This is a genomic window from Xanthomonas sp. NCPPB 2933, from assembly GCF_056725225.1.
This window is the reverse complement of the sequence record NZ_CM161518.1, coordinates 2,917,858-2,933,915: the sequence shown is the minus strand read 5'-3', so window position 1 is coordinate 2,933,915 and position 16,058 is coordinate 2,917,858. Positions and strand designations below refer to the sequence as shown.

The 16,058-nt window shown below is 65.4% G+C and carries 15 protein-coding genes; 1 reads left to right on the top strand and 14 read right to left on the bottom strand.

Annotation, left to right across the window (positions count from 1 at the left end; translation table 11 throughout):
- Positions 1 to 4 precede the first annotated feature (4 nt).
- The 14 genes from AC1PLU_RS11980 to AC1PLU_RS11915 form a co-directional block, all read right to left on the bottom strand.
- On the bottom strand, positions 5 to 274 hold the full coding sequence (locus tag AC1PLU_RS11980) for a flagellar biosynthetic protein FliQ (RefSeq protein WP_005917968.1): 270 nt from the start codon (positions 272 to 274) through the stop codon (positions 5 to 7).
- Between the two features lie 340 nt (positions 275 to 614).
- Positions 615 to 1,454 (bottom strand): flagellar type III secretion system pore protein FliP, encoded by an 840-nt coding sequence (gene fliP, locus AC1PLU_RS11975; RefSeq protein WP_481093163.1) that lies wholly within the window; start codon positions 1,452 to 1,454, stop codon positions 615 to 617.
- A 1-nt stretch (position 1,455) separates the two neighbouring features.
- Positions 1,456 to 1,863: a flagellar biosynthetic protein FliO gene (fliO, locus tag AC1PLU_RS11970; protein ID WP_481106331.1), complete on the bottom strand. Its 408-nt coding sequence runs from the start codon at positions 1,861 to 1,863 to the stop codon at positions 1,456 to 1,458.
- The gene (gene fliN, locus AC1PLU_RS11965) at positions 1,860 to 2,198 is read right to left on the bottom strand and encodes a flagellar motor switch protein FliN (RefSeq protein WP_006449777.1); all 339 of its coding nucleotides are present in this window, start codon (positions 2,196 to 2,198) and stop codon (positions 1,860 to 1,862) included. The genes fliO and fliN overlap by 4 nt, the downstream gene beginning before the upstream one ends.
- Positions 2,195 to 3,208, bottom strand: a complete 1,014-nt coding sequence (fliM, locus tag AC1PLU_RS11960) for a flagellar motor switch protein FliM (RefSeq protein WP_023903929.1) — start codon at positions 3,206 to 3,208, stop codon at positions 2,195 to 2,197. The genes fliN and fliM overlap by 4 nt, the downstream gene beginning before the upstream one ends.
- A gap of 9 nt (positions 3,209 to 3,217) precedes the next feature.
- Positions 3,218 to 3,769, bottom strand: a complete 552-nt coding sequence (locus AC1PLU_RS11955; RefSeq protein ID WP_006449779.1) for a flagellar basal body-associated FliL family protein — start codon at positions 3,767 to 3,769, stop codon at positions 3,218 to 3,220.
- Positions 3,770 to 3,934: 165 nt separating this feature from the next.
- The gene (locus tag AC1PLU_RS11950) at positions 3,935 to 5,236 is read right to left on the bottom strand and encodes a flagellar hook-length control protein FliK (protein WP_481106330.1); all 1,302 of its coding nucleotides are present in this window, start codon (positions 5,234 to 5,236) and stop codon (positions 3,935 to 3,937) included.
- Positions 5,233 to 5,688, bottom strand: coding sequence for a flagellar export protein FliJ (fliJ, locus tag AC1PLU_RS11945; protein ID WP_006449781.1), 456 nt, complete (start codon positions 5,686 to 5,688; stop codon positions 5,233 to 5,235). Before fliJ ends, AC1PLU_RS11950 begins: the two co-directional genes overlap by 4 nt.
- A gap of 3 nt (positions 5,689 to 5,691) precedes the next feature.
- Complete coding sequence (gene fliI, locus AC1PLU_RS11940) at positions 5,692 to 7,074, bottom strand: flagellar protein export ATPase FliI (protein WP_006449782.1); 1,383 nt, start codon at positions 7,072 to 7,074, stop codon at positions 5,692 to 5,694.
- Complete coding sequence (locus AC1PLU_RS11935) at positions 7,071 to 7,691, bottom strand: FliH/SctL family protein (RefSeq protein ID WP_481093166.1); 621 nt, start codon at positions 7,689 to 7,691, stop codon at positions 7,071 to 7,073. The genes fliI and AC1PLU_RS11935 overlap by 4 nt, the downstream gene beginning before the upstream one ends.
- Complete coding sequence (gene fliG, locus AC1PLU_RS11930; RefSeq protein WP_006449784.1) at positions 7,688 to 8,677, bottom strand: flagellar motor switch protein FliG; 990 nt, start codon at positions 8,675 to 8,677, stop codon at positions 7,688 to 7,690. The genes AC1PLU_RS11935 and fliG overlap by 4 nt, the downstream gene beginning before the upstream one ends.
- Before the next feature lie 10 nt (positions 8,678 to 8,687).
- Positions 8,688 to 10,418, bottom strand: coding sequence for a flagellar basal-body MS-ring/collar protein FliF (gene fliF, locus AC1PLU_RS11925; RefSeq protein ID WP_481106329.1), 1,731 nt, complete (start codon positions 10,416 to 10,418; stop codon positions 8,688 to 8,690).
- Between the two features lie 13 nt (positions 10,419 to 10,431).
- Positions 10,432 to 10,803, bottom strand: coding sequence for a flagellar hook-basal body complex protein FliE (fliE, locus tag AC1PLU_RS11920; RefSeq protein ID WP_006449786.1), 372 nt, complete (start codon positions 10,801 to 10,803; stop codon positions 10,432 to 10,434).
- 1,095 nt (positions 10,804 to 11,898) lie between these two features.
- A complete protein-coding gene (locus AC1PLU_RS11915; RefSeq protein WP_481106328.1) occupies positions 11,899 to 15,402 on the bottom strand; it encodes a glycosyltransferase in 3,504 nt (1,167 codons plus the stop codon).
- Between the two features lie 188 nt (positions 15,403 to 15,590).
- Between AC1PLU_RS11915 and AC1PLU_RS11910 the strand changes: the two genes are divergently transcribed.
- Positions 15,591 to 16,028, top strand: coding sequence for a hypothetical protein (locus tag AC1PLU_RS11910; RefSeq protein ID WP_184408581.1), 438 nt, complete (start codon positions 15,591 to 15,593; stop codon positions 16,026 to 16,028).
- Positions 16,029 to 16,058 lie beyond the last annotated feature (30 nt).

The following is a 16,058-nucleotide window of genomic DNA, read 5'->3' as shown; positions in this document are numbered from 1 at the left end:
CCCGCTAACCGATCAGATGCGGAATGCGCTGGAACAGCGCAATGGTGAACTCCACCAGATGCCCCAGCAGCATGCTGCCGGTGGCAAACAAGGTGGCCGTCAGCGCCACGGCTTTGGCGACGAAGGCGATGGTCGGTTCGTTCAACTGGGTGGCAGCCTGCACCACACCAATCACCACGCCGACCACCAGCACCGCCAGCAACATCGGCCCGGCAATCCACAGGACGGTGACCAGGCCACCACGCAATTCAGTCAGGGCGATTTCAGGGCTCATGGAGTGGTCTGATGCAAGTGGGGTGCCAAAGGACGGGAGTGGGGAGTCGAAAATCGAGATTGCGAATTAGAGAAATGAGCTCTGAGCTGGTGCAACGGTGTATGAGCTGAAGATATGAGCTGAAGAACGTGAGGTCTGCAGAAACTAGCCCCTCTCCAGCGGGAGAGGGGTTGGGGTGAGGGTACGAGGCGAAGCCACGCGTGGTGTCTGGCTCCGCCAGCTCACTCATTGCTCAGTAGTGGGCTTCGGCCTCTATTGGCTGCTCGGCCTCGAGACCCCATGCCGAATCGGCAAGCCGGGTAGACATCCCGGCAGAGCGGCGCGCATGCAAGCCTCGTGGCTACGACGCATTGAAGCTCGCTGCCAGCGTGCCCACCACCAGCACCCACCCATCCACCAAAATGAAGAGCAGAATCTTGAACGGTGCCGAGATCAACATCGGCGACAGCATCATCATGCCCATCGACATCAGCACGCTGGCGACCACCAGATCGATGATCACGAACGGAATGAAGATCAAAAAGCCGATCTCGAAGGCGGTCTTCAACTCGCTGGTCACGAACGAGGCCACCAGCACCGGGAACGGCACTGCGTCCGGGCCGGCGTACTTGCCGTCGCCGGCCATGCCGGCAAAGGTCATCAGATCGGTCTCGCGAATCTGCGCCAGCATGAAAGCGCGTAGCGGCTGGGTGGTGAGCGTCCAGGCGGTGGAGAAATCGATCTGGCTGTTGAGGTACGGCGACAGGCCGGCGCCCCACATCTTCTGCCACACCGGCATCATCACTAGCGCGGTGAGGAACATCGACAGGCCCAGCAGCACCTGATTGGACGGGGTCTGGCCGGTACCCAGCGCCTGGCGCAGCAGGCCCAGCACGATGGTGATGCGGGTGAAGGCGGTCAGCACCAGCAGCATCGACGGCAGCAGGGTGATCGCCGTCATCAGCAGCAAGGTCTGCAGCGGCAGGCTCACCGGTTGGTCGCCGATGCGGCCAACGCTCACGTTCGGCAACGAAGGCAACTGATTGGCGCCGGCCGGAGCGGGCGCCGCAGCGGGAGCGGCGGCCTGGGCCATCGCAGGCAAGGCGGCAGGTGCGGCGGCGGCCAGCAGCGGGCAGCTCATCACCAGCAGGATCAGGATCAGGCGCAGGCTGCGCCCCCAGCGATTCCAACGACTGAACATGTCACGGGTCCTTGCGCAGCTTCTGTGCCAGCAGCTGGGCGAAATTGGGAAGTTGCTTGAAGTTGGGCAGGGTGGGGGCAGGCGCGGTCGGCAGCGGCTCGGACAAGGTGTGCAGGGTGTTGATGCCGCCTGCGGTGACGCCGAGCAACAACTGCTGGCCGTTCACCTCCACCACCACCACGCGTTCCTTGGCACCGACTGCCAGGCTGGTCACCACGCGCAGGCCCTCGGTATTGCGGAAACCGCTGCCGGGCAGGCGCTTGAGCAACCAGCCCAGGCCGACGATCAGCGCGAGCACCAGCAGCAATGCAAAGACCGCGCCAAACAGGCTGGGCGAGGACGGCGCCTGCGCGCCGACCTGGCTGGCCTTGGCCGCGACCGGCGCGGCAGTGGCCAGCAAGCCGATCACCGCAGCCTCCGGATCCGTTCGCTGGGACTGACCACGTCGGTGAGGCGGATACCGAAGCGGTCGTTGATGACCACCACTTCGCCATGCGCGATCAAGGTGCCGTTGACGTATACGTCCAGCGGCTCGCCGGCGCCGCGTTCCAGTTCCACCACCGAGCCCTGGTTGAGCTGCAGCAGGTTGCGGATCGGGATGCGCGCGCGGCCCACTTCCAGCGACAGGGTCACCGGCACGTCCAGGATGACGTCCAGGTTGAGGTCGGTGGCATTGAGGTCGCGCTCGGGCTGCAGGCTGTCGAAGGTGGCGGGCGCGGCGTCGAGGATGTCGGAGTTGATCATTTGCTGGGGTCCTGGGATGGAACGGCACGCGGGGCTTGCACGCCGGGCGGGCGTACGGCGGTGATCTTGACGGCGTTGTTGCCATTGGAAACGCCGAATTCGCCGGTGAACAACGGGATTTCTTCCACGCACAGCGGCACCTGTGCGGGCAGGTCGATCGGCAGGATGTCGCCGATTTTCAAACCGGTGAGCTGGCGCAGACTCATGCGCTTGCTGGCCAGCACGCTGGACAGGGTGACCTCGGCAGTGTCCAACTGCTCGCGCAGCATCACGTTCCAGGAGTCGTCGCGGTCGTTGCGGTCGCTCTGGATGCCGGCATCGAGCAATTCACGGATCGGCTCCAGCATCGAATACGGCAGGGTGATGTGGATCTCGCCGCCGCCGCCTTCCAGCTCCACATGGAAGCGGCACACCACCACGTACTCACGCGGGGTGACGATATTGGCGAAGTGCGGGTTGATCTCCGAGTTGATGTACTCGAAGTCCACTTCCATCACCGGCGCCCAGGCTTCCTTCAGATCGGCGAAGGTCTGCTTGAGCATCAGCTGCACCACGCGCATCTCGGTGGCGGTGAATTCGCGACCTTCGATACGGGTGTGGTAACGGCCGTCGCCACCGAAGAAGTTGTCCACCACGGTGAACACCAGAGTAGGTTCGAACACGATCAGGCCGGTGCCGCGCAGCGGTTTGAAGCGGATCAGGTTGAGGTTGGTCGGCACGTACAGCGAGTGCATGTACTCGTTGAACTTGACCAGGTCGATGCCGCGCACCGACAGGTCGGCCGAGCGCCGGATCAGGTTGAACAGGCCGATGCGCCACAGCCGCGCGAAGCGCTCGTTGACCATTTCCAGGGTCGGCATGCGCCCACGGATGATGCGGTCCTGGCTGGACAGATCGTATTGGCGTGCCTCGCCGGGCAACGGCTCCGGCTCGGTGTTGACCACGCCCGAATCCACGCCGTGCAGCAGGGCATCGATTTCGTCCTGGGAAAGCAGATCGCTGACGCTCATGGGCAGGCCTTACTGGGTAACGAAACTGGTGAACAGCAGTTCTTCGACGCACTTCTTGCCGGTCTCGCTGGTCATGACCTTCTGCGCTTCGACCAGGGCGGCTTTCTGCAGCTTCTGCTTGCCGACAAGGTCGGCCACGTCGGTGGCCTTGGTCTGCGACAGCAGCATCAGCAGATGCGCGCGGATGGCCGGGGCGTTCTCAGTGATGAGCTTGAGTTCTTCCGGGTCGCGGGTGACCAGCTGCACTTCGACCTGCAGGTACTGCGGGCCATCGCCAGGGTCGGCCAGGTTGACCACGATCGCCGGGTCCATCGGGAAGTACTGGGCCGGCTTGGGCACTTCGGCGACCTTGGGTGCGGCGTGCTTGCCGCCTTTCTCATCGCCCTTGTGGCCGAAGAAGAACCAGGCGCCGCCGCCAGCGGCCGCAAGTACCACCACACCGATGGCGATCAGCAGGATGGACTTCTTGCCACCCTTCTTCTTTTCGCCTTTCTCGTCTTTGTCTTCGGTCTTCTTGGGTTTTTCGGCGGCTGCCACAGTCTGCTCCAGGGGAATGCTCACCCTGTGGATGCAATTGGCATGCCAAAACCGTGACGGTTTCCTGGCGCGGCCTGCGCGCTAATACGAACACCCCCGCAGGCCTTGCGCTGCGAGGAATATGAGGCGCGTCGACATGGCGCCGATGCGCGTTTTTCAGCGTCGCCGGGGCCAGCCCGGCGCAGAACGTCAGGCGTAGGCGTCCAGCAATCCACGCTGGCGTAACACCACCGACGGAATTCCGACGGGCGGGCTGTCGTCCAGGGTGAGGCCGTTGCCATCGCGCCCACTGCCGTTGCGGTTGCTGGCCTGGCCCTGCTGTTGCTGGCCCACATCGGCCTGGCCCAGCTGGAAGCCGTTCTGGCCGAGCATTTCGCGCAGCCGCGGCAGGCTTTGTTCCAGCGCCTGGCGCACCTCGGCGTTGGCCGAGGTGAAGCTGGCGCTGACCTTGTCGCCATCCAGATGCAGACGCACTTCGACCGGGCCCATCTCGTTCGGGGTCACCTTGATATGCGCATGGCCGATCTTCTGGTCGGCCAGCCAGCTCATACGCGCGCCGATGGCATCGTCGAAGTTGTCGCTGCCCATTTCCGGGGTCGGGGTGGGCGAGGCGCTGAACACCGGCGCCGGATCCTGCAGGCGACCGAGCGTGGCGGCCGTGGTAGTCGGCAATACGAACGCCGGGGCGTCCGGCGCTGCGGGGGCAGCGGAGTCGTCGGCGCTTGGGTCCAGTGCCTTGGTGGCCATGCTCATCAGCGCGGCGGTCTGGGCGTCGCCGCTCAAGGCGGTGACGGAAGTGGGCTTGGCGCCCGCGGCGGCGGCCGGTGCCAGTGCGCCCAACGAGGGCAGGGCGGTGCCGGCGGTTGCCGTGGCGGTAGGTGCAGCAGCGTCGGTGGGCAGGGCGGTTGCACTCGCCGTGCCGCCCGCTGCCCCGGCCATGCTGGCGGTCAGGGCCGCTGCCGCGGCAGCCAGCACCTCGCCACCGGGCAGGGCTTGCGCCAGCAGGCCCATGCCGAAGCCGCCCAGACCTGGCGGCGGCCAGGTGGAATCGGTCGCGGTGGCTGCCTCGGCAGGTGCGTCTTCGCTGGCGGTCGCGGGTTTTGCGTTCTTGCCGGTCTTGGCGGTGCCTGCGGCAGAGCTGCTCTCGGCTGTAGTTGATTCTTTGGTGGAGCCGGACTTGGCGGGCTTTGCAGCCTTGCTGTCGCCCTCCTGCGCACGCGGCCGTGCAGTGGCATCGCCGGCTGCATCGTCGCCGTTATCGTTGTCGTCGCGCTGCTTGTCGGACTGGCTGGGCTTGGGCGCGGCCTGCTTGGCCGGCACGCGCTCGGGCGCCTGCGGCGGGGCCTGGTTGGGCGTGTTGGCCGGATTGAGCATGCGCGCGAACTGGTCCTGGCCGGCGTCCGGCTCGGACGACGGGTCGCTATAGCTGGACTTCTTGCCGGTGCCGGCAAGCGCGCCAAGGCCGGCGGCAAAAGCGGACAGGGGATTCATGCGGATTCTCCGTGGGTATCTTCGCTGCGGGCCAGGCGCGAGCGGCGCGCGCCGAGGTCGTCCATCTCACGCTGGTCGCGGCGTTCGATCACCTTGTTCTCCTGTGCGCGGTAGCTGGCCGCCAGTTGCTCCAGCACCTGTTTTTCGCGGCTGGCAAGCAGCAGGCGGGTGCGTTCTGCCTCCACCTTGTTGCGGTTGCTTTCCACGGTCTGCGCCTGCTGCAGCACGGCGCTGTCCAGCCGGTCCAGAAAGGCGCGGCGGTTGGTCAACGCCGCGGCGCTGGTGCCGGCCATATGGCTGTTGGCGTATTCCTCGGCGTAGCGGCGCAGTTCTTCCAGACGCGACTGGTGCGTGTCCAGCGCGCGCTGACGCTCGGCCAGATCGCGCGCGACCTGGTCTTCCTGTTCCTGGGCGCGGCGCAGCAGGGGGTCGATCCGTTTGGACTGCATCATGGATTAGTTCTCGGGTTCGACCAGCCGCTGCAACGCGGACAGGCTGTCGGGCAGGTGGGCGGCCTTGTGGACGTCCTGTCCAAGGAATTCGACGATGTCCGGCCAACGCGCCAAGGCTTCGTCGGTGGCCGGATCGCTGCCGCGCTGATAGGCGCCGATGGCGATCAGATCGCGATTGGACGAATACGCCGAGAGCAGCCGCTTGAGCTTGCGGATGCGCAGACGCCAGGTGTCGTCGGCGATGTCCTGCACCACACGGCTGACCGAGGATTCGACATCGATGGCCGGGTACAGGCCGCTGTCGGCAACCCGACGCGAGAGCAGGATGTGGCCGTCGAGAATGGCACGGGCGGCGTCGGCGATCGGGTCCTGCGGGTCGTCGCCTTCGGTCAGCACGGTGTAGAAGGCGGTGATCGAGCCGCGGCCCTTGGCGCCGTTGCCGGCACGTTCCACCAGCGCCGGCAATTTGGCGAACACCGACGGCGGGTAGCCGCGGGTAGTGGGCGGCTCGCCCACCGACAGGCCGATCTCGCGCTGCGCCTGGGCGAAACGGGTCAGCGAATCCATTAGCAGCAACACGTTCAAGCCCTGGTCGCGGAACCATTCGGCGATGGCAGTAGCGCGGTAGGCGCCATGCAGACGCGCCAACGGTGGGCGGTCGGCCGGGGCGGCCACGACCACGGCGCGGCGCAGGCCTTCTTCGCCGAGGGTGGTTTCGACGAAATCGCGTACTTCGCGGCCACGCTCGCCGATCAGCCCGACCACGATCACGTCGGCCGAGGTGAAGCGGGTCATCATGCCGAGCAGTGTCGATTTACCGACGCCGGAGCCCGCGAACAGGCCCACACGCTGGCCGCGGCCGATCGGCAGCAGCGCGTTGATCGCCCGCACGCCGACGTCCAATGAGGTAGTGATGGGCTCGCGCGCCAGCGGGTTGATCGACACGCCGGCCATGCTGACGCTGCCTTCGCCGCGGATCGGGCCCTTGCCGTCGAGCGGGGTGCCGTCGCTGTCGATGACGCGGCCGAGCAGGCCTTCGCCCACTTCCACGCCGCCGCGGCGCCGCGAGGGCACCACGCGGGCATTCGGGAGCAGGCCATGCAGCTCGGCGCTGGGCATCAGATAGGTGCGTTCGCCGGCAAAGCCGACCACTTCGGCATCGACCCAGCCGCCGTCGACTTCGACCTTGCAGGTGGCGCCCATCGGCGCCTCGCAGCCGGTGGCTTCCAGGGTCAGGCCGACCGCGCGGCGCAGGATGCCTTCGCGGATCAGGGTGCGGCCGGCAGTGGGCTCCAGTCCCAGCCCGCTCAGGCGCGTGGCCAGGCGCAGGTTGCGCGCGTCCAGCCAATCGGCCGGGGCTGGGGTGGCTGCCAACACGTCGCTCACAGGCCCGCTCCGGATTTGCGCATGACGCTCTCCAGCGCGGCCCGCAGGCGCGCATCCAGGGTTCCATCCACGCGCACGCTTTCGGCGTGCACGCGCAGGTCGCCGCGGCTCAGGCTCAGGTCCGGGGCCACGCGGGTGGTGCTGCTGGGCGCCAGATGCGGCAGCAGCGCGGTGATGTCGTCCGGGTGCAGGCGCACTTCCACTTCGCGACCGGCACTGCCGACCGCGTCGATGGCTTCGTGCACCAGATCGGCCAGCAGCTGCGGTTCGACCTGGTAGGCACGCCCGACCAGGGAACCGGCGATGCGCACGGCCAGCTCGCCGAGCGCGCCAACCACTTCATTCTCCAGCCGCGCCAGCGGGCGGGTGAAGTTGTCCAGGATGCCGTCGATCTGCGCAGTCAACCGGCGCACCTCGGACTGGCCCTGGGCGAAGCCTTCGGCATGCCCGCGCTCCAGACCTTCCTGACGGGCGGCGTCTTCGATGGCCTGGATCTCTTCCAGGGTCGGCGGGCGCAGCACCGGCTCATAAATCGCCGGTTCGTCGAAGTCGGTTTCCGGCAGCGCCGGCGCCATATGCAGGTCCGGGGCCAGCCAACGGGTGACGATGTCGTTCATACCATCGCCTCCGCACCGGCGCCGCCCAGGCTGATGGCGCCTTCGTCAGCCAGGCGGCGCACGATGGTGAGGATTTCCTTCTGCGCCGCTTCCACGTCGGCCAGGCGTACCGGGCCACGCGCTTCCATGTCTTCGAGCAGGATTTCGGCGGCGCGCTGGGACATGTTGCGGGTGATCTTCTCGCGCACCTTGGTGTCGGCGCCGCGCAGGGCCAGGCCCAGGCGCTCGCCGGAGACTTCGCGCAGCAGCGTCTGCAGGCCGCGGTCGTCCAGGTCCACCAGATTGTCGAACACGAACATCAGGTCCTGGATCTTGCTGGCCAGGTCGGCGTCGATCTTGCCGATCTCGCCCAGCACACCCTGCTCGGGGCCGGTGTCGAGGAAGTTGAGGATATTGGCAGCGACCTTGATGCCGCCCACGTTGGACGACTTGAGGTTCTGGTTGCCGGAAAATTGGCGCTCCATGATGTCGTTGAGCTCGCTCAGCGCATTCGGCGGAATGCCGTCCAGCGTTGCGATGCGCAGCAGCACGTCGGCGCGGGTGCGCTCGGGCAGCAGCTTCAGCGCTTCAGCGGCCTGGTCGCTGTCCAGATGCGCCATGACGATGGCGATGATCTGCGGGTGCTCGTTGCGCACCAGATCGGCGACCGCGCGCGGGTCCATCCACTTCAGGGTGTCCAGACCGGTCGTGTTGCGGCCGAGCAGGATGCGGTCGATCAGGCCACCGGCCTTGTCGGCGCCGAGTGCCTGGATCAGCACGTTGCGGATGTAGTCGTCGGCGCCCACACCCAGCGAGGTCTTGCCGGCCAGCTCGCCGTTGAAGTCGTCCATCACCCGCTCGACCTGGTCGCGCGAGATGCCGGTCATCGTGGCCATGGCGATGCCGATCTTCTGCACCTCCTTGGGGTCCATATGCTTGAGCACTTCGGCGGCGTCGCTTTCCCCAAGCGACAGCAACAGCACGGCGGCGCGCTGTACTCCGGTCATCGGCGGTGTTTCAGGCTTCACTGGCGACCCATCCCTTTACGACTTGTGCGACACGTTTTGAATCGGCTTTGACGGCTTCGCGTGCGACCCGCATGCGTTCTTCGTAGGCGTCCGGCAGGGCGATCGGGACTTTCTTTTCCTGACCGAGCTGGGCGGTGTCTTCTTCCAGGCGCGGCATCAGGTCGTCATCGTCGACCATCCGCACATCCGCGCTCTGCGGAGTGCCATCCTTGCCGCCCTTGCCTTGCTTGTCCTTGACCACGGTCACGCCGGTGAGCTGACGCAGGGTGGGGCGCACCACGCCAAACAGCAGCGCCAGCACCACCACCGCACCGACCAGCAGGCGCAGACCGTTCTGCACGCGCGGGTCTTCCCACCACTTCGGGCCCTCTTCGCCGGCCACCGCTTCACGCACGAACGGGGCATTCATCACCGACACCGTGTCGCCGCGTGCCGCGTCGAACCCCACGGCCTGCTTGACCAGGCCCTCGATGCGGGTGAGCTCGGCGGCGGTCAGCGGCTGTTCGACGATCTTGCCCTTGGCACCGGGGCGCGGCACGTTGTCCAGCAGCACCGCCACCGACACCCGCTTGATGCGGCCGGCCGGCTGACGGGTGTGTTGCAAGGTGCGGTCCAATTCGTAATTGCGGGTGGCGCTCTTGGAACTTTCGGTCGGCGCGGCAGGCGCGGCGGCCTGGCCATTGGCAGCGGCCGGGGTGCCCGGTGCGCCGGCAGTGGCGTTGGCGGCCGGGGCCGGCGGCTGGCCGGGGCTGTTGCTGGTGGCGCCCGGGGGACCTTGCGGGCCGGTGGCGCTGGTGCTGGTGTCGTTGATCTGCTCGCTGCGCAGCTTGGCCGGCTCGCCGTTGTAGAGCTCGCGGGCTTCTTCGACCACCGAGAAATCCATGTCCACGCTGACTTCCGGGTTGACCCGGCCGGCGCCGGTCATCGGCTCGAGCAGCTCGCGGATGCGCTGGTTATAGGAGCTTTCCTGACGACGCACCTGTTCGAACTGGGCGGCGTGCTGGGCGGCGTCGCTGTTGGGGTCGGCGATGGAGAGCATGCGGCCGCTCTGGTCGACCACGGTGACGCGCTCGGGCGTCATGTCCGGGATGCTGGAGGCGACCAGGTTGACGATGGCATCCACCTGGTTGCGTTCCAGACCCTGGCCGCCGCGCAGCTCCAGCACCACCGAGGCGCTGGCCACATCACGCTGGCGGGTGAAGGCGCTAGGCTTGGGAATGGCCAGATGCACGCGGGCCTCGCGCACCGGGCGCAGGGTGCCGATGGTGCGCGACAATTCGGTTTCCAGGGCGTGCTGGTAACGGGCGTTTTCCACGAACTGGCTGACGCCGAAGCCGGGGTCTTTTTCCATCAGCTCGAAGCCGCCGCCGGTCTCTTTACCGGTCAGGCCGGAGCCGGCCAGCTTCAGGCGGGCATCGTACAAACGGTCCTGCGGCACCGAGATGGCGCCGGTGTTCTGGTCGATCTTGTACGGGATCTGCGCGGTACGCAGCAGGTCGGCCGCTTCGGCATTGCCCTTGTCGTCCAGGCCGGTGTACAGCGACTGATAGCCGGGTTTCTGCGACCAGTAGAACACCGCCAGACCGGCGCCCACCGCCAGGGCGATCATCGCCATCATGGTCAGTTTGCGGGTGATCTGCAGGCTGCGGACACGGTCGAACCATTGCCCGGCCTTTTCGGCGTTCTGGTTGATGTTTTCTTTGGAAATCGCGAGTGCCATGTGTCGTTAACCCTTACAGCGGCATGTTCATGACGTCCTGATAAGCCTGGACGAGACGGTTGCGGACTTCCACGGTGGCGCGGAAGGCCACCTGGGACTGCTGAGAGGCGACCATGACCCGTGCCAGATCGGCACTGGGGTCGCCCATTTCGAATGCTTTGGCCAGCGCGCCGGACTTCTGCTGGGCCTCGTTGACGCCGCCGATGGCGCCGCGCAAGGTCTCGCTGAAGCTCGGTGCCTGGGTGGCCGGGGTGCCCTGCGTGCCGGCCAGCCCCTGGATCTGATTACCGCGCGCCGCATCGCCCACCGCGCCCATGGGGCCTTGGCCCATCTGCGTCTGGTAGCTGCGGATCTGCGAGAGGATGGAGGTAACGGAATCGCTCATGGGTGCGGTCAGCCAGGGAGGCATCCACACCAATGCAAGCGGCGTGCCGAAACCGCGCCGGGATTCCGGCGCCGTGGCAGGGAGGACTGCCGTAGCTGGGCTGAGTGTGATCTGCGGGCGCAACTTTCTCTGCGCTAGCGAGGCGGGCACCTACTGTTGAGTCGGGTGCTTCTCTAGCCGGGCCTTGTCGACAGGGCGCGCGTTTGTTCAGCCGGTTTGTCTAGCAAGACGCGGGCCTGTCTGGCGAAGAGCGACTGATCTGCGGCTTGGCGGCAGGGCCCTTGCCCGCCCACCGTCGCGGGACACGCTGCAAGTACGTCCTTGTAAGCTCTTACGCGGCATCCATGCCGCGTAAGGTCCCGCGACGGTGAGCGGGCAAGGACCAGCCGAGATAGTCGGTGTGCAGGGTGTAAGCAATGCATGACGTGCTTCTGATGCGCTGGATCTCTGTAGTTGCGGCCCGTACTCGCAAGCCAATGCAACCCGCGAGATGGCCCGCCTTTTACTTGGCTACCGACCAACTTCCTGGTGCGGTGTCCTCGCCGATTGCGGGACCGTGTGGCGGCATGGATGCCGCCACCGAGCCCCCAAGGACGGGTTCACGGCGTGTCCCGCGAGCGGCGAGGGCACCGCGCCCTCGATCTACTGAGCTTGACTGCATCTAATAGACAAAGCTGCGATTCGCAATCCAGGGTTGTTGTGTCCCGATGTAGTTGGTCAGCACGGATAGATCAATTGCAGGGCGGCGGATCTGCGAGTTTGCTGCAGGGCCCTTGCCCGCCCACCATCGCGGGACACGCCGCAAGTACGTCCGTGTAGGCTCTTACGCGGCATCCATGCCGCGTAAGGTCCCGCGACGGTGAGCGGGCAAGGACCAGTCGAGACGGTCGGTGTGCATGGTTGCAAGCGGGCATGAGGTGCGTTGTTCTGATAACCGCGCGCTCGACCAACCAGGCTTTTGATCTATTCGTTTGACTGTAGCTAAACGACGCTACGACTCGATAACTCTGCGGCTGTGAGCTGATTGAGTCGGCGGGCTTGGTTTCGATGACAACGTGTCCTAACAGTAGTGCATGCACCCGCGCACTTGACCAGCTAATCCGGCAACCACGCCTCACGCCACTGATCAAGATTCCTGCCGGTCAACATCCAGTCGCGGCGAACGACTTCACGCAATGCCGCGCCCTTTGCCGCCGCAGCGGCCGGGTCGGCAAGGTGCTCCCGGATCGCGCCGATCCAGTCGCGGTAGCGATTTTTCACCAGCGTCACCGGCAGGTTGCCTTGGTAGCAGCGCACGTCGCTGGCGATCACCGGGTAGCCGCAGGCACCGTATTCGAGCAGGCGCAGGTTGCTCTTGCACTCGTTGAACAGGTTCTGCTCTACCGGCGCCAGCGCCAGGTCCAGATCCAGCGCTGCCAGCGCGGCGGGATAGTGATCGATCGGCACGCCGGGCTGGAAGTGATGGATGTGCTGGCGCAGCGCGAACGGGTACATCCCCATGAACACCCAGTCGACCTCGTCGGCCAGCTCGCGCACTACATCTGCGATCAGTTCCAGGTCGCCGGTGTGGCTGGCGCCGCCAGCCCAGCCGATGCGGGGGCGGCGGCCGCGTTCGAGCGAACGCTCCGGCAATACGTTCCACCAATGTGCCGGCAGGCGGTTTTCGGCCACGCGGATGTCGCTGTGCAGCCCGGCGAATGCCTCGGCCAGCGCCGGTGTGGAGACCACGAAGCGGTCCACCATGCCCAGCCCGCGCCGCACGGTCTTGAGGATGTCCTTGGGCATGTGCTCGCGATGGGCATTCTTCAGCGGCAGGTTGGGCAGGTAGTCGTCGAGCTCGTAGACCTTGAATGCGCGCGACAGCGCCTTCATCCGCCGCATCGCTTCCAGCCGCGGCTCGCCGACCTGGCGTTGCAGGATCACCACGTCGGGATCCTGGCGCGCCAGCTCGCTGATCTCCAGATAGCCGTTGAACAGCACGCCCTCGACCATGCCGGCTTCGCGCAAGGCGCGCAGCGGCTGGATCACCCGATAGTGGCCGCAGCCTTCGATATCGGCCGGCAGCGCGATCACGCTCGGCAGCGGCCGCCACGACTGCAACGGGCGCCAGCTGGCGCGCGGGTCGGCCAGTTTGAAGCCGGCGCCGGGATCCAGCGAAAAACCCGGGTTGTATGCCGGGTCGTTGGCCATCACCGGCAGCCAACGTGCGTACATCGCCTCTTCGTCGAGAGCGCTGGCCGGCGCCGCTTCGGGCGGGTCGATCAACAACCGCGCGCGCGCAGCGTAGACATTGAGATAGCCGGCCTGCTGCAGGCGCAGGCACAGATCGACATCGCTCCACTGCGCCAACGCCGGCTCCTGCGCAAAGCCGCCGGCATCCAGAAACAGCTGGCGCGGCAGCATCAGGCATTCGCCACTGAGTGCGCTGTAGTTTTGATCGAGTTGCAGCCGCTGCAGGTAGCCCGATTCGTCGAACGCGGCCCCTTCGAATGCGCGTGTTGCCGGTGCACCCAGGCCCAGCAGCAGACCGGCGTGATGCACGGTACCGTCGCCGCGCAGCAACTTGCCGGCTACTGCGCCGACCTCTGGCCGCAGCGCGTGGTTGAGCAACTGCGCCAGCCAATCGGCCTTGATCGCTGCCGCGCCCGCTGCCAGCCACAGCAGCACGTCCCCACGTGCCTGCTCGGCTGCGGCATTGCAGGCCGCCTCGCGCGAAGGTTCACCCTCAAAGTGCAGCACGCGGATCTGCTGCAGGCCCAGGTTGTCGATGCCCGTCAGCCAGTCGCGTAGCGCCGGCTCGGCGCTGTCGCCGCGATCCAGCAACAGCAACTCATAGTGCGGATAGGCGGTATTGGCGAGCACGCTTTCCAGGCAGCGCTGTACCTGCGCCAGGCGTCCATCCACCAACACAAGAATGCTAACCAGCGGCTGCTGCGCGTGCTGATAATCCACTGCATGACGACCGGAGCCGTTGCTGCTCACCACCGCGTCCATATAGCCGCGGGTGGCGAGATGGCGGATGATGGCGCGTTGTTCGTCTTCGTCGCTGTGCCGGGCGGTGGTGGCCGATGCCACCAGCAAGGGTTCGGCGATATGCTGGATGCAGGCCAGGCCGTGGCGTTCGACCAGCCCAAGTTGGTAATCCAGTTCGAAAGCGTCGCCTGATCCAGTAGGAAATCCGCCATCGGCCAACAGAGTGCCTTGCCGGAACAGCCAATGCCGCGACAGCGTGGACGGCGCACTCAACAGCATGTCCAGATACAACGCCGGCCGCATCGCCAGCCCCAGCTGACCGTCGTCCAGCGCGACCACTTCATCGGCGTAGACGGCCTGGCAATCGTCCGGCAGCGCGAGCATCTCCAGCGCCAGCATTAACAGGCCGCTGGCGGTGAACAGGCTGCCGGCTTCGACCAGCAGCACCCAGTCGATGGACTCCTGCGTGGCATTGGTTTGGTTGAGTGTCGCTGCCAGGCCGTGCGGGCCAATCAGCACACCGCGCTCGCCGTGGTCGGCGACCTGCTGCGGCGAGCTGCTGAAAACCCAGGTCTGCTGATTCCGATAACACGCCACCGCAGCCAGGCTGGCCTGAGTTGCGGCCACCGCTGCCGCATCGCCATTGCTGTCGATCAGCATCACCGCGATCCGCGGGCCGCCCGCATGCGCCCGCAAGCGGGCCTCGATCAGTGCGCGCTGCACGTTGCTGGGATGACGCACGCCCAACCACGTGGACGGCGACACGCGCTCGGCCATGCCGGCGCTTTGCATCAGCGCATTGACCAGATCCACCGACTTGAACACCCGCGCCTTGTGCGTGCTGAGCGGCGCGACGCGCACCTGGCGATTGTCGCCGCTGTCGCGCCGCCAGCCGAGTTGGCGGATGCCTTCGCGCAGGTCTTCGTGGCCTTGATCGCCGATGCCCGGCTGATCGCGACCAGCCTGACTGAATTGCGCGCTCGACACGCGAAAATGCGTAAGCGGGCTGGACAGCAGGGCCAGGTTGCCGTGACGCAGCAGCTTGACGTAAATCGCCAGATCGCCAACCCAGTGGATGGCCTTGCCGTTCAACATCATCAGCTCGCCACCCAGCGCCACCAGGTCGGCGCGCCGTGCAAGCACGCAACTCGGCTCGCCGATGAAGTTGATGGCGTGGTCGGCCAGGAACGACACCAGCTCCGGCCCGTCGATCAGCACGTCCTCGCCGAACGGGAAGCTGGTGGCCAGGATGTCGGGCAACGGCGCACCGTCATCGTCGATCCGCAGCCGGCGCGAGGACGCCAGCACGGTGCCAGGATTGCGCTCCATTGCGCTGACCAGCTGTGCGATGCAGTCCGGCTGCAGCACATCGTCGTCGTGCAGGAACTTGACGTACTCGCCCTGCGCCAGGCCGATGCCCTTGACGGTGCTGGCGAGTTCACCGAGGCGGGTGGCATTGCGGTGGTAGCGGATCGGAAATGGGGCGTCAGCCAGCCTCGACGCCAACACGGCCTCGATGGCACCATCGGTGTTGTCGTCGCAGATCACCAGCTCCAATGCCGTGTAGGTCTGCGCCAGCACGCTATCCAGCGCCTGCGCAAAATAGCGCGGCTTGTAGGTGGGCATGACAATGCTGACGAGGGCGGGGTAACTCATAGGGTTTGTCAGTCTCTAATTAAAATTGAACGACTGTGACGTCAAGCTCACGCTTGACAGAATGACGGTGAGGTGAGATTTTCGATTCGCGAAGTTAATCGTTTAAAAGTAGTAAGAAAATCCTGATACGTATTCTCACGTCCACAATAGGTCAAAAAATGATTGCGAAAATTGCTCTTTTTACAGTGCTTGTTCTGGTTGCGGGCAACTCGAAGGCATGGACGCTAGTATATGAAACTGATGCAAATGGCAATGTTGTTTCGGGATCGCTGCGAAGCCTAAGAACTGCTGTGGACGCTGGTGCGAGTGTCAAGGTGCTGGTCCCGGCACCCAACATACACGTATGGACTGTGCAGTGCACACATACTTCTTTGAGGCTTGATGCTTCACAGGCCGTAGTCTGTATGAGTGAAACCGATCTTGTTGTTGATGTGACAGTGGGGAGTCAATTTGCTGTGGTTTCGTCTCCTTTGCAATCACACCATTATCTCCTGAATACGTTGGGTCAATATGCTTTGGCTGCTGTAAACATTAAAACAGGGGATTTGATTTCAAACACTTCTACGATTCGTCCTATGCGCTGGTATGTAGAGTAATAGTATTTTAAGTTCAATGTAATTGATCCG

Bases quoted from the DNA above. Each gene is read 5' to 3' on its own strand.
- AC1PLU_RS11980 (WP_005917968.1), bottom strand. From the start codon at position 274: ATGAGCCCTGAAATCGCCCTGACTGAATTGCGTGGTGGCCTGGTCACC.
- fliP (WP_481093163.1), bottom strand. From the start codon at position 1,454: ATGTTCAGTCGTTGGAATCGCTGGGGGCGCAGCCTGCGCCTGATCCTG.
- fliN (WP_006449777.1), bottom strand. From the start codon at position 2,198: ATGATCAACTCCGACATCCTCGACGCCGCGCCCGCCACCTTCGACAGC.
- fliM (WP_023903929.1), bottom strand. From the start codon at position 3,208: ATGAGCGTCAGCGATCTGCTTTCCCAGGACGAAATCGATGCCCTGCTG.
- AC1PLU_RS11950 (WP_481106330.1), bottom strand. From the start codon at position 5,236: ATGAATCCCCTGTCCGCTTTTGCCGCCGGCCTTGGCGCGCTTGCCGGC.
- fliJ (WP_006449781.1), bottom strand. From the start codon at position 5,688: ATGATGCAGTCCAAACGGATCGACCCCCTGCTGCGCCGCGCCCAGGAA.
- AC1PLU_RS11935 (WP_481093166.1), bottom strand. From the start codon at position 7,691: ATGAACGACATCGTCACCCGTTGGCTGGCCCCGGACCTGCATATGGCG.
- fliG (WP_006449784.1), bottom strand. From the start codon at position 8,677: ATGACCGGAGTACAGCGCGCCGCCGTGCTGTTGCTGTCGCTTGGGGAA.
- fliF (WP_481106329.1), bottom strand. From the start codon at position 10,418: ATGGCACTCGCGATTTCCAAAGAAAACATCAACCAGAACGCCGAAAAG.
- fliE (WP_006449786.1), bottom strand. From the start codon at position 10,803: ATGAGCGATTCCGTTACCTCCATCCTCTCGCAGATCCGCAGCTACCAG.
- AC1PLU_RS11915 (WP_481106328.1), bottom strand. From the start codon at position 15,402: ATGCCCACCTACAAGCCGCGCTATTTTGCGCAGGCGCTGGATAGCGTG.
- AC1PLU_RS11910 (WP_184408581.1), top strand. From the start codon at position 15,591: ATGATTGCGAAAATTGCTCTTTTTACAGTGCTTGTTCTGGTTGCGGGC.